The sequence below is a fragment of the Mesorhizobium sp. Root102 genome (assembly GCF_001425625.1).
Taxonomy (GTDB): Bacteria; Pseudomonadota; Alphaproteobacteria; order Rhizobiales; family Rhizobiaceae; genus Mesorhizobium.
The window spans coordinates 46,304-58,654 of sequence record NZ_LMCP01000045.1 but is presented as its reverse complement, the minus strand read 5'-3'; the positions used below and the strand labels follow the sequence as shown (position 1 = coordinate 58,654).

Below are 12,351 nucleotides of genomic sequence, written 5' to 3'. Positions count from 1 at the left end.
AAAACAGGACAACCGGTCTGTTTATAAACAGGATGATCACCCTGTTTTAAGGAGATACGAATGAACGTGCCCCTGAACGCCAGGCCTAAACCCGCGGTGCTCGCCTCGCCTGTCGTCGAGCTTCGGCAATACACACTGAAGCCCGGCCAGCGCGACACGCTCATCGACATCTTCGACGGCAGACTGATCGAGGGCCAGGAGGACGCCGGCATGACCATCATCGGCCAGTTCCGGGATCTCGACCGCCCGGACATGTTCGTCTGGATGCGCGGCTTCGATGGCATGGTCGCGCGGAAAAATGCTCTCGCCGATTTCTATGGCGGCCCGGTCTGGGCGGCGTACCGCGACGCGGCCAACGCGACAATGATCGATTCCGACGATGTGCTGCTGCTCAAGCCGGCGTGGCCGGACGGCGGCTTCGACCTCGCGGGCGCGCAACGGACAGGCCTGGCGACCGACGAAAAGCCTATTCAAAACAAGCCGCTGACTGGCATCGTTGTCATCGAGATTCATCATCTGCGGCCCGGCACGGAGGTTGACTTCGCCAATCGCTTCGAGACTGCGGGGGCGCCGCTGATGACGGCACAAGGCGCACGCCTGCTCGCCGCGTTCGTTACGGAGCATGCCGAAAACAGTTTTCCGCGCCTGCCGGTAAGGGCTGATGAAAACGTCTTCCTGGTCGTCACCAGCTTCGACAGCGCCGAGGCGCATGCCCACCATAAGGCAGCCCTCGCCGCCTCGCCGGCATGGCAGGGCTTTTGGCAGGCCGCGCAAGCAGGCCTGACCAAACCAACGGAGACTTTGCGGCTCTCGCCGACATCGCAATCGCTGGTCGGGCGTTAGACTTCAAATGCCTCGACGATGGCCTTTGCAACAAGGGCCGGATCTTCCCAATGCGGGTTGTGGCTACAGCTCTCGGCGCGGGCGAAGGCGGCTTCTGGAAGAGCGGACCGCAATGCCTGCAGGTGCGCCTCGCCGAATAGCGGGTCGCACGCGCCGGCGATGATCAGCGCCCGCGTCTGCACGGCCCGTGCCGCGTCGGTCAGGTCGGCGCGGCGGATTTCCTCAAGAATCGCGCGCCAGCGCGATGCCGGCATCGCCGAGGCGTCTTTCGCCAGGCCGGCGAGAAAGACTGGGGACACGCCGGGCCGACAGGCATGCCACCAGGCATAAAACGGGTCGGCCGGCGATATCGGATCGCGCAAGGCCTCAACGCCCGCGACTAGAGGGTGATCCGGCGCGAAATCAGGCTTCAACGTGCCGGCCAGGACCACCAGGCCGCCGATCAGCTCCTTGTGCCGCCCGGCCAAGGCGATAGCCACCATTGCGCCCAGCGAATGGCCGACGACGACCGGCCGGTCGAGCCGTAAACACTGGATCAGCCCGGCAATATCGTCGGCGAAATCGGCGATGGCGCAGCCCTGGCCCGCTTGCGAGGCGCCATGGCCGCGCAGATCCGGCATGATCAGCCGGCGGCCGGCCAGATGCGGCGCCAGAAGCGAAAAACTGCGGCTGGTGTCGGTGAAGCCGTGCACCAACAGCAGCGCCGGCTCGGCGCCTGATATCTCGACATAGGCGATGTCGAGATCGCCGACGGTGACGAACTGCTTTCGCTCGGCCCAGGCGTCCTGGTCCGCGCAGGCATTCGGCAATCCATCCAGCGCGGCCGGTCTCACAGGCCGAGCTTTTCCTTGACCGCGGCAAGGCCGGGTTGGCCGTCGAAGGTGGTGACGCCGGCGAGCCAGGCGTCGAGGCGGCTTTTGTTCGCTGTGATTGCCTTCAGGGCCCCGTCCTCCGGCTTCATGCCGTCATTGATCAGATAGCCCATGCCGACATTCTCGAAATCGATGTCGAAGACGAGATTCCCGAGGAACTGCGCGACGTTCGGGCATTGCTGCAGATAGCCCTTGCGCACCTGCGTCGTCACCGTCGCTGCGCCGAAGTTCGGGCCGAAGAACTTGTCGCCACCGGTCAGGTACTTGAAGTCGTACATCGTGTTCATCGGATGCGGCGCCCAGCCCTGGAAGACGATGAACTGCTTTTCCTTGATCTCGTAGCCTACCTCGGAAAGCATGCCGGCTTCGCTCGACTCGACCACCTGCCAGCCGTCCAGGCCAAAGGCGGGATCGGCGATCGCGTCCATCATCAATTGGTTGGAGCCGGGCTCGATGCCGTACATTTTCTTGCCGAACCTGTCGGCGAGTTTGTGCAGGTCGGCGATGTCCTTGACGCCAGCCTCCCAGACATAGGTCGGCACGGCGAAGGTGTATTTGGCGCCTTCGAGATTGACGCGCACATTCTCGACAGAGCCGTCCTTCTTGTACGGCTCGTAATAGGTGACCATGGCCGGATCCCAGTAGCCCAGGAACAGGTCGAGATCCCTATTCTTCATGCCCTCGTAGATGACGTTGATGCCAAGAACCTGGCTCTGCGGCTGATAGCCGAGCGCCTGCAACAGCACATTGGCGACGCCCGTGGTGAAGGCAAGGTCGTTCCAGCCGGGCTCGGCCATGCGCACAGCCCTGCATTGCTCGGCCTCGGCCGCCTGTGCCGCATGAGAGGCCAACATGAGGGCAGCAAGACAGACGCCGTTTGCAAGGATGCGGAACATTCGGTTCTCCTCATTGTAATCAGATTGACCTATTGGTCGTTTTATTGTCCCATGGGTCAATTCTTGATCTGAGCGGGCGAAAATGTCAACGTGGATTCGCAATGCATGGACCGAGCCCGTGAAACTCAAGCGTCTCAGTGAGATTCGCCGCAAGGAACTGCGGCAGGCGGCCTTCGCGGTGCTGGAGCGCGAGGGCATTGCCGGCGCGACACTGGAGAAGGTGGCGGCCCAGGCCGGCGCCTCCAAGGGCATCGTGCTGCACTATTTCCGCAACAAGCAGGAATTGTTCGAGCACGCGATGCGCGAGGCCAACGCCGTCCTGTGCCAGGCCGTGATCGCGCGGCTTCGCCGGGCGCATACCCCGATGGAGCGCATGGATGCGGTGATCGAGGGCAATTTCGAGGAGCATCTGTTCCAGCCTCCCCTGTGCCATGCCTGGCTGTCGCTCTGCGCCGAGGTGCCGCGCGACGAGAAGATGGCCCGTATCCAGAGAGTGATCCATGCGCGCATGCGCTCGAACCTGTTGTCGGGCCTGCGCGGCCTCGCCTCGCCGGCGGATGCCGACGACATCGCACTTGGCGTTACCGCGCTGATCGACGGGCTTTGGCTGCGGCTCGGCCTGCAGCCGGGCAGCGTCTCGCGCGAACAGGCGGTCCGCCAGGTCAAGAATTATGTCGCGGGCCGGCTGGCCCTGCGGGAGCTTGCGACCGGCGACGCGTAAACCGGCCTCGGCTGGCCTGCGCCGGCAGCGGTCGAAGTTCATACCCGGGGATAGGCCGGCGGCTTGACCGCGGCCGCCAATGTACGGTGCTCTCGACGAGGCAGAAATCTCGGAGCGTCGAATGAGACTTCACAACAGGCGCGCGCTGGTCACTGGTGGCTCGGACGGTATCGGTCTGGCGATCGCCGAGGCTTTTTCGCGCGAGGGCGCGGACGTGCTGATCGTCGGCCGCGACACCAAAAAGCTCGACGCCGCCCGCAAGCACCTTGGCGGTACTATCGAGACGCTGTCGGCCGATCTTGCCACATCGGCAGGCATCGCAGCCGTCGTCGAGCATGTGAAAAAATCCGGCAGGCCGCTCGATACCCTGGTCAACAATGCCGGGGTGGCTTTCCTGGTGCCGTTCGAGATCGTCAGCGAGGAGCAGTCCAGCAGTCCTTCGCGCTCAATGTGACGGCGGTGTTCTTCCTCACCCAGGGCCTGCTGCCGCATCTCTCGGCCGGCGCATCGGTGATCAACATCTCGTCCTACTTCGCCAACAAGATGATCCCGAAGCGGCCGTCGAGCCTCTATTCCCTGTCGAAGGGCGCGTTGAACTCGCTGACCAAATCGCTGGCCTTCGAACTCGGCCCGCGCGGCATCCGTGTCAACGCCATCGCGCCCGGTACGGTCGACACCGCCATGCGGCGCAAGACCGTCGACAATTTGCCGGCCGAGGCAAAAGCGGAGCTGAAGGCCTATGTCGAGCGCAGCTATCCGCTCGGCAGAATCGGCCGCCCCGGCGATCTGGCCGGCATCGCGGTCTATCTGGCCTGCGAAGAGGCCGCCTGGACCAGCGGCGGCATCTTCTCCGTCGACGGTGGCTATACGGCTGGCTGATCCGTCCGGCCGCCAGACCAGGCGCCGGCATTTTCCGCGGCACCGCTTTCCACAAATCCGAGTGCGCCTACCGCCTCCATGATCTGATCGCGAACCCAGCGATGAGGTGGCTCGTCGTCGTGGCGCGCGTGCCAGTACATCCTGACTTCAGGAACCGCAATGGGAAGTGGCGGTTCGAAGATGACGAGCGGCAGGGTCTTGGCCGCCCAAACCGCGAACTGCCTGGGAACCGCCGCGAGGTGGTTTCCGTTTGCCACTGCCAATGCGACAGCCTGAAAGTGCGGCAGTGTCAGACTCACACGGCGCGTTCGTCCGATCTTGCGGAGCGCCTCGTCGGTGGAGCCCGACATCGAGCCGTCGATAGAGCGAAGAACATGGGGCAGTTCGCAGAAAAGCCCGATCGGCAGGGGCTCGCCTTGCGTGACCCCCGCCTGCCTGATCGCAGCGTTGTCGTGCGCGGCGATGATGGCGAAAGGTGAATGGAACAGAGGCGTGCTTGAGACCCGGTCGGAGACCTCCAGCGGACGCTCGAGCGCTACGTCGATTTCATCGTCCTGGAGCAGCCGCGAGACGTCGCCGCGCGCACTGTCGAGAAACCTTAGCGACGCGCGCGACGCGGCACCCGCGATGCGTGCCGCCAAGGTTGGCATCAGCATCATGGAAAAGAAATCCGCCCCCATGAACGTGAAGGTTCGCTCCAGCTCCGCCGGATCGAACGCCTTGGCCGAATGGAAGACGCGTTCGATCTCGCGAAGCGCCAGGCGCAACGGCTCGGCCATGCTCTCGGCGCGCGGCGTCGGCATCATGTCATTGCCCCGTCGCACGAACAGCTGGTCGTTGAGGAGATGCCGCAAGCGGTTGAGCGCTGCGCTGACGGCAGGCTGGCTGAGGCCGATCTGCTCGCCGGCACGCGTAACGCTTCTCTCCTGAAGAAGGGCGTCGAACACCCTGACGAGATTGAGGTCGAGCGCATTCAAATTCATCGCATCAATTCGCCCCATACGATCATTCGATTTCCGTTGTCGGCATATCCCTGGCTAGGTCGTCATAGGCGAAGCAGGCACAGGCAACAGAAGGATCAGACAGCCATGACAATGACCCCCGGCACGATCACAGGCAAGGAACTCTTCTGGTTCAACAACACGCTCGTCGCGATCCACGTCTCGTCGGCGGCAGGAGAGGACGGTACCTGCGTCGTCGAGCATCGCATGCCCTATGGCGACTCTCCGCCGCTGCATGTGCATCGCAGGGAAGACGAAGTGTTTCACATACTGGAGGGGAGATTGCGCTTTCAGATCGACGGCTACGAACGCATTGCGGACGCCGGCGAAACCATCATCGCGCCGAAAGGCCTGCCGCACACCTACCGGGTCGAATCCCCGCAAGGTGCGCGCACCCTCACCGTCACGCGAGGTTCGGATTTTGAGACGATGCTGCGTCAGGCGAGCCGTCCCGCCGAGCAGCCCGAACTGCCGCCGCAGATGGAACCGACACCGGAAATCATCGCGGCACTGGTGCAGCTCTGTGCAAAGAACGGCATCGACATTGTCGGCCCGCCGCTGGGGTGAGAGGCCGAAACTGCGCAGCCCTTCCTTCTTCCCTTGTGGGAGAAGGAGAGAAGCGCCGCGCCTTCAACCGATTTGCATCCTTGCCGCCCGCATTCTCTGCTTGAAGCCGTTTGTGCAACGCGATACGCCGTTGCCGACTTCGACAAGGAGAGACCCGTGACCGCTGCAAAGACCAGAACCGAAACCGACACGTTCGGCCCGATCGAAGTCGCCGCCGATCGCTATTGGGGCGCGCAGGCGCAGCGTTCCCTTGGCAATTTCAAAATCGGCTGGGAGAAGCAGCCGGCATCGATCGTGCGCGCGCTGGGCATCGTCAAGCGCGCGGCGGCCGAAGCGAACATGGAATTGAAGCGGCTCGACCCGGCGATCGGCAAGACGATTGTCGAGGCGGCGCAAGAGGTCATCGACGGCAAGCTCAACGACCATTTCCCGCTGGTGGTCTGGCAGACCGGCTCGGGCACGCAGTCCAACATGAACGCCAATGAGGTGATCTCCAACCGGGCGATCGAGATGCTGGGCGGCGTCATGGGTTCCAAGAAGCCGGTGCATCCCAACGACCACGTCAATATGAGCCAGTCGTCGAACGATACCTATCCGACGGCCATGCACATCGCCTGCGCCGAGCGCATCGTGCACGATCTCTTGCCAGCGCTGAAGCACCTGCACAAGGCGCTGGACGCCAAGAGCCGGGCCTTCAATCACATCATCAAGATCGGCCGCACGCACACGCAGGATGCCACCCCCCTCACGCTTGGCCAGGAATTTTCGGGCTATGCCGCGCAGGTCGCCTCATCTATCAAGCGCATCGCGCTGACGCTGCCCGGCCTGCAGGAACTGGCGCAGGGCGGCACCGCCGTCGGCACCGGCCTCAACGCGCCGGTCGGCTTTGCCGAACGGGTGGCGGATCGCATCGCCGCCATCACCGGCATCGCCTTCGTCACGGCGCCGAACAAGTTCGAGGCGCTGGCAGCCCATGATTCCATGGTGTTTTCGCACGGCGCCATCAACGCGGCGGCCGCCGCACTGTTCAAGATCGCCAACGACATCCGCTTCCTCGGTTCCGGCCCGCGTTCGGGCCTCGGCGAACTGTCGCTGCCGGAAAACGAGCCGGGCTCGTCGATCATGCCGGGCAAGGTCAACCCGACCCAGTGCGAGGCGATGACCCAGGTCTGCGTGCAGGTGTTCGGCAACAATGCTGCCCTCACCTTCGCCGGCAGCCAGGGCCATTTCGAGCTCAACGTCTACAACCCGCTGATGGCTTACAACTTCCTGCAGTCGGTGCAACTGCTCTCCGACGCCTCGGTCTCCTTCACCGACAATTGCGTCGTCGGCATCGAGGCGCGGGAAGACAACATCAAGGCGGCACTCGACCGCTCACTGATGCTGGTGACGGCGCTGGCGCCGACCATCGGCTACGACAATGCCGCCAAGATCGCCAAGTCCGCGCACAAGAACGGCACCACGCTGCGCGAGGAAGCGCTCGCCACCGGGCTGATCAGCGAAGCCGATTATGACCGGCTGGTGCGGCCGGAGGATATGACGCATCCGGGGTAAGACATCTCGCGACAGGAGAATTTACTCCCGTCGCGACCTGACCCGACCCGAATTTTGCACGGTTTGTCCGACGGAAATGCACTATCCGTGAACAATGTGTTGCCAGATCGGAAGCTTTGGTGAACAGTCGATATCGTCTATCTGATGGCCATTCAACCCATTCGGAGACCAGCCATGTCCACCAACACTTCCGTCGCCAGCACCGGCACGACATCCAATGCATCAACCGTGATCCTCGTCGGCCGCATCCTGTTGTCGATCCTGTTCATCCTGTCGGGCTTTGCCAAGCTAACAGCGATTTCCGCCACCGCGCAGTGGTTCGGCAGCATCGGCCTGCCGCTGCCGACGGTCGCCGCGGTCGGTTCGGGCCTGCTCGAATTCTTCGGCGGCCTCGCCATATTCGTCGGCTTCCAGACCCGCCTTGTGGCGATCGCGCTCGCAATCTTCACGCTGGGCGCCACGGCTGTCGCGCACCTCAACTTCGCCGACCAGATGCAGCTTCTGATGCTGCAGAAGAATCTCGGCCTCACCGGTGGCTTCCTACTCTTGGCAGTGCTCGGCGCCGGCGCCTACTCGGTCGACGCCAAGCGCGGCTAAGTTTCCCTCCCCAGACTTGAGATGAAAGCGGTGCGGAATTTTCCGCGCCGCTTTTTCGTTGTCCGTGTATGCCCGCCGATCAGCCGGAATTTCTGCTAGGATCGGGGACGAGGCCACCCGCGGCCGACAACGGAGGTGAACGCATGCCCCGCAACGTGCTGCTCCTGCTTTCCCGGCTGCTGCTCGCCGCCCTGTTCGTGCCCTCCGGTTTCCAAGCGTTGAGCGATATTGCCGGCACCACAGGCTATTTCGCCGGCCTCGGCCTGCCGCTGCCGACGCTTGCCGCCTGGGGCACGGGACTGTTCGAACTGATCGCCGGGCTGCTCATCCTGGTCGGTTTCCAGACCCGGATCACAGGGCTGCTGCTTGCCGCCTTCTGCATCGCCGCCGGTTTCATCGGCCATTACGGCCAAGGTGGCGGCGACGCGATGCTCGCCTTCCTGCACCAGCAGATGCTGATGAAGGACATCGCCATATCGGGCGGCTTCCTGGCATTGGCGATGGCCGGTGCCGGCGCATGGTCGGTCGACGGGCGTGGTTTGGCGTAAGGCCTACTTCACCGACACGCTTTATTTGACCGAGACGCCCTATTTCACCGACACGCTCGGGCCGCCCTCGACGGCCAGCACCAGCCGGCGGTTGGTTATCCTAGCCAGTTGCGCCAGGCGCCCGGCCGGCCGTTCGCCATAGAGATCGGCCAGCGATGCCGGCAAGACCAGCGCCAGCACGCCATTGCCGCGCTGTTCCCATTTCAGCCTGGGCATGATGCCGGGCATCGACGCCGTCAGCAGGTAGACGACGCGCATCATCGCCGCCAGCACCCGTGCCCGCTCCAGATAGCGTGGCGTCGCCAGCGCCTTGATCTCGGGTGCGATGGCTTCGTTGAAGATGCCGTCGTGACGATAGGCGTTGGCCAGCGCCAGAAAGGCGCGGCCGGGATGGTCGACGCCGAAGAAGGATGCGTGCGCGATGATGTTGAGCGATTGCTTGCCGCGATATTCGGGGTGCGCGCGCCAGCCGATGTCGGCCAGCAACGCGGCCGCATGGCGGTAGCGCGCCTCGTCCTCGGTCTCGTCGATGCCGAAGGCGGCAAAGGTCCTGGCGGTCCAGTCGACAAGTTCATGCGCATGGGTGACGGAGCGTGAGCGCAGGCGTGCGAGTTCTTCCGAGGCCGAAATCAGCGGATCGGCCTTCTGCTCGGCCGCGTCGAGCAGCGAATAGAGGAAGCCTTCGCGCACGCCGAGCGCCGAAACGATGATCTTCGACGGCTGCATCGCCGCCATGATCTCCTGCAGCACGATAGCGCCATAAGGCAGCAGCGAACGGCGGTTCTTGGAAACGCCTTCGATCCCCTTGACCTTCTCGATCTCCGCTTTGGCCACCTGCTTGAGGAAGTTCGCCGCGCTTTCAGCCGATATCTCGTAATGGTGCATGACGCCGAGCGGATAGTTGGTCATTTCCATGTGCAGCCGGGCGAGATTTCGCCAGGTGCCGCCGACGGCATAGAAGGGCCTGCCCTGCCCGCCCTTCAACAGCTTCGCCTTCGCCAGTTCGTCGCGCGTGATCTTGGCTGCCTGGGTCAGCGAGTTTTTCGCCATGTCCTGCAGGCGCAGGCCACCCAGCGGCAGCGTTATGCCGTCACCGATCGCTTCGCCGTTGACGTCGACCAGCTCGAGGCTGCCGCCGCCCAGATCGCCGGCGATGCCATCGGCCGGGTGAAAGCCGGAAATGACGCCGAGCGCCGAATAATAGGCTTCCTGACGGCCGCTGATGACACGGATCTCCGTCTTCAGCACGTCCTCGGCGCGGTGGATGAAATCGGGACCGTTGACCGCCTCGCGGGCGGCGGCGGTCGCCAGCACATACATATGCTCGGCGCCGGCTTGGTCGGAGAGCGCGCGAAAGCGGCGGAACTCTTCCATCGAGCGGGTCACCGCCTCGGGATCGAGCTTGCCTGTCGAAACAATGCCACGGCCGAGACCGGCCAGCATCTTTTCATTGAACAGCATGGTCGGCGAGCGCGCCAGCCCCTCATAGACGACGAGACGGATCGAGTTCGATCCGATGTCGATGATGGACAGCGGTCGGCGGTCCTGCAGCCGGCCCTGGGAATAAGACAGCATCAGCCGGACGCTGCGGCGTTCTTCTTGCGACGCTTGAACTGCGCAATGCGCTTGGGCGCATGCGACTTCAGCGCGTCACCCCGTCCCGACAGGCTCGGATTGGTCATGAAATATTCCTGCGCGTTGAACGGTTCCTCGCCCTCCTCCAGCACCACGCGCCGGGAGGTTCCATCAGCCAATACGTCGAAACTTTGCTGATTGTCCATGATGTTGCCCAGCATGATCTGGCCAAGGATCTGTTCATGCACAGTTGGATTGGTGATCGGCACCATGGTCTCGACGCGGCGGTCGAGATTGCGCGGCATGAGATCGGCCGAAGAGATGTAGACGATAGCCTCGTCCGACGGCAGGCCGTGACCGTTGCCGAAGCAATAGATGCGGCTGTGCTCGAGAAAACGGCCGACAATGGATTTTACACGGATGTTTTCCGACAGGCCTGGAACCTGTGGCCGCAAGCAGCAGATGCCGCGCACGACAAGGTCGATCTCGACGCCGGCTCGGCTGGCATCATAGAGCGCGTCGATGATGATCGGATCGACGAGCGCGTTCATCTTCATCCAGATGCGCGCCGGTTTCCCCTCCACCGCATAGGCGATCTCGTCCGCAATGTGCTTCAGGATACGGCTTCTCAGCGTGAACGGCGAGATCGCCAACCGCATTTCATCCGTCGGCTCGGCGTAGCCGGTGATGAAATTGAAGAGCTGGGCGACATCGCGGGCGATCGTCGGATCGGTGGTGAAGAAGGACAGGTCGGTATAGATGCGCGCTGTGACCGGATGGTAGTTGCCGGTGCCAAGATGCACATAGTTGCGCAGCTTGCCGTCCTCGCGCCGCACCACCAGCGACATTTTCGCATGCGTTTTCAGTTCGAGGAAGCCGAACACGACCTGCACGCCGGCACGCTCCAGATCGCGCGCCCAGCGGATATTGGCTTCTTCGTCGAAGCGCGCCTTGAGCTCGACCAGCGCTGTCACCGACTTGCCGGCCTCGGCCGCGTCGACCAGCGCGCGCACGATCGGGCTGTCATTGGAGGTGCGGTAAAGCGTCTGCTTGATTGCCACCACTTCCGGGTCGGCCATCGCCTGGCGCAGGAACTGCACGACGACGTCGAAGGATTCGTAGGGGTGATGGACGACGATGTCCTTCTCGCGGATGGCGGCGAAACAGTCGCCGCCATGCTCGCGGATGCGCTCGGGAAAACGCGGATTGTAGGGCGTGAATTTCAGATCGTCACGTGGGACGGCGACGATCTCGGAGATCTGGCTGAGCGCCAGCGGTCCGGTCAGGACGCTGATGCGGCTCGACGACACTCCAAGCTCGCCTGCCACGAAGTCGCGCAATTCGGAAGGCATCAGTCTGTCGAATTCGATGCGGATCACCGACCCGCGCCGCCGCCGCTTCAGCGCCGTTTCGAACAGACGCACCAGATCCTCGGACTCCTCCTCGACCTCGATATCGCTGTCACGAATGATGCGGAACGTGCCGGAGCCCTTGACCTCGTAGCCGGGAAACAGCTTGCCGATGTACAGGCCGACAGCCTCTTCCAGCGGGATGAAGCGGACATGATGCTTGCGGTCCGGCAGGCGGATGAAGCGCTTCAGCGCAACCGGCAGACGCAGCAGCGCGCTCATCTCTTCGCCGTTCTTGCGGTGGCGCAGTTGCAGCGCCATCGAGAAGCCGAGATTGGGAATGAACGGGAACGGATGCGCCGGGTCGATCGACAGCGGGGTGAGCACCGGGAACACCTGCCCCTGGAAATGGTCTTCCAGCCAGACCTTTTCCTCCTTGGTCAGCGCATCGCGGGTGATGCTCTCGATGCCTTCCTTGTTGAGCAGCACGGTGAGCGCCGAAAGGCTCTTCTGCTGGTCTTCCTGCAGCCGCTCGACCTCACGCAGCAGCTGTTCGAGCTGCTGTTCGGGGGTGCGGCCGTCAGGGCTCTTCAGCGTGATGCCCTCGCGCACCTGGCCGGCGAGGCCGGCGACGCGGACCATGAAGAATTCGTCGAGATTGGCGGCCGAGATCGACAGGAAACGGACGCGCTCCAGCAGCGGATGATTGAGGTTCAGCGATTCCTCGAGAACGCGCCGGTTGAACTGCAGCCAGGAAAACTCCCGGTTGACGAAGCGATCCGGGTTGCCGCCCTCCGGACGAGCCACCTCGACGTTCACGAATTCGCTCTGGACCGGCTTCAGTTCGTTCATGGTTCCTGCTCTTCCCACACCGTCAGCCGGTTAACCGGCTTAACTTATCCTCTGACAGGCTTTTGCGACAGTTTGATTTCATCGATCTTGCAAAGAG

The 12,351-nt window shown here is 63.2% G+C and carries 13 protein-coding genes; 8 read left to right on the top strand and 5 right to left on the bottom strand.

Annotated elements, in window-relative coordinates; translation table 11 throughout:
• Positions 1 to 60 precede the first annotated feature (60 nt).
• A complete protein-coding gene (locus ASD12_RS26570; RefSeq protein WP_056593620.1) occupies positions 61 to 843 on the top strand; it encodes an NIPSNAP family protein in 783 nt (260 codons plus the stop codon).
• Here ASD12_RS26570 and ASD12_RS26565 read toward each other — a convergent pair.
• Both ASD12_RS26565 and choX read right to left on the bottom strand, forming a co-directional pair.
• Positions 840 to 1,676: an alpha/beta hydrolase gene (locus ASD12_RS26565; protein ID WP_056593617.1), complete on the bottom strand. Its 837-nt coding sequence runs from the start codon at positions 1,674 to 1,676 to the stop codon at positions 840 to 842. The two genes, ASD12_RS26570 and ASD12_RS26565, sit on opposite strands and share 4 nt — an antisense overlap.
• The gene (choX, locus tag ASD12_RS26560) at positions 1,673 to 2,611 is read right to left on the bottom strand and encodes a choline ABC transporter substrate-binding protein (protein WP_056593614.1); all 939 of its coding nucleotides are present in this window, start codon (positions 2,609 to 2,611) and stop codon (positions 1,673 to 1,675) included. Before choX ends, ASD12_RS26565 begins: the two co-directional genes overlap by 4 nt.
• 82 nt (positions 2,612 to 2,693) lie before the next feature.
• On the opposite strand from choX, the gene betI reads away from it, so the two are divergent.
• The 3 genes from betI (at position 2,694) to ASD12_RS35610 (ending at position 4,211) form a co-directional block, all read left to right on the top strand.
• Positions 2,694 to 3,332, top strand: coding sequence for a transcriptional regulator BetI (gene betI / locus ASD12_RS26555; protein ID WP_056593611.1), 639 nt, complete (start codon positions 2,694 to 2,696; stop codon positions 3,330 to 3,332).
• Between the two features lie 121 nt (positions 3,333 to 3,453).
• Positions 3,454 to 3,786 (top strand): SDR family oxidoreductase, encoded by a 333-nt coding sequence (locus tag ASD12_RS35615; protein WP_244482989.1) that lies wholly within the window; start codon positions 3,454 to 3,456, stop codon positions 3,784 to 3,786.
• Positions 3,787 to 3,791: 5 nt separating this feature from the next.
• Positions 3,792 to 4,211, top strand: coding sequence for an SDR family oxidoreductase (locus tag ASD12_RS35610; RefSeq protein WP_244482988.1), 420 nt, complete (start codon positions 3,792 to 3,794; stop codon positions 4,209 to 4,211).
• On the opposite strand, the gene ASD12_RS26545 is transcribed toward ASD12_RS35610, so the two are convergent.
• On the bottom strand, positions 4,196 to 5,194 hold the full coding sequence (locus ASD12_RS26545; protein WP_056593608.1) for a LysR family transcriptional regulator: 999 nt from the start codon (positions 5,192 to 5,194) through the stop codon (positions 4,196 to 4,198). The genes ASD12_RS35610 and ASD12_RS26545 overlap by 16 nt on opposite strands.
• A 105-nt stretch (positions 5,195 to 5,299) precedes the next feature.
• Here ASD12_RS26545 and ASD12_RS26540 point away from each other — a divergent pair, with 105 nt between their 5' ends.
• From ASD12_RS26540 to ASD12_RS26525, 4 genes are all read left to right on the top strand, one after another.
• Positions 5,300 to 5,779: a cupin domain-containing protein gene (locus tag ASD12_RS26540; protein WP_056593605.1), complete on the top strand. Its 480-nt coding sequence runs from the start codon at positions 5,300 to 5,302 to the stop codon at positions 5,777 to 5,779.
• Between the two features lie 156 nt (positions 5,780 to 5,935).
• Entirely contained in the window at positions 5,936 to 7,333 is a 1,398-nt protein-coding gene (fumC, locus tag ASD12_RS26535; RefSeq protein ID WP_056593602.1) for a class II fumarate hydratase, read from the top strand.
• Positions 7,334 to 7,507: 174 nt separating this feature from the next.
• Positions 7,508 to 7,930 carry a DoxX family protein gene (locus ASD12_RS26530; protein ID WP_056593599.1) on the top strand — a complete coding sequence of 141 codons (423 nt, stop codon included), beginning with the start codon at positions 7,508 to 7,510 and terminating at the stop codon, positions 7,928 to 7,930.
• A 143-nt stretch (positions 7,931 to 8,073) separates the two neighbouring features.
• Positions 8,074 to 8,478: a DoxX family protein gene (locus ASD12_RS26525; RefSeq protein WP_056593596.1), complete on the top strand. Its 405-nt coding sequence runs from the start codon at positions 8,074 to 8,076 to the stop codon at positions 8,476 to 8,478.
• Positions 8,479 to 8,517: 39 nt separating this feature from the next.
• Here ASD12_RS26525 and ppx read toward each other — a convergent pair whose 3' ends face one another.
• Entirely contained in the window at positions 8,518 to 10,053 is a 1,536-nt protein-coding gene (gene ppx / locus ASD12_RS26520; RefSeq protein ID WP_056593593.1) for an exopolyphosphatase, read from the bottom strand.
• Positions 10,053 to 12,254, bottom strand: coding sequence for an RNA degradosome polyphosphate kinase (locus tag ASD12_RS26515; protein WP_056593589.1), 2,202 nt, complete (start codon positions 12,252 to 12,254; stop codon positions 10,053 to 10,055). Before ASD12_RS26515 ends, ppx begins: the two co-directional genes overlap by 1 nt.
• Between the last annotated feature and the right edge of the window lie 97 nt (positions 12,255 to 12,351).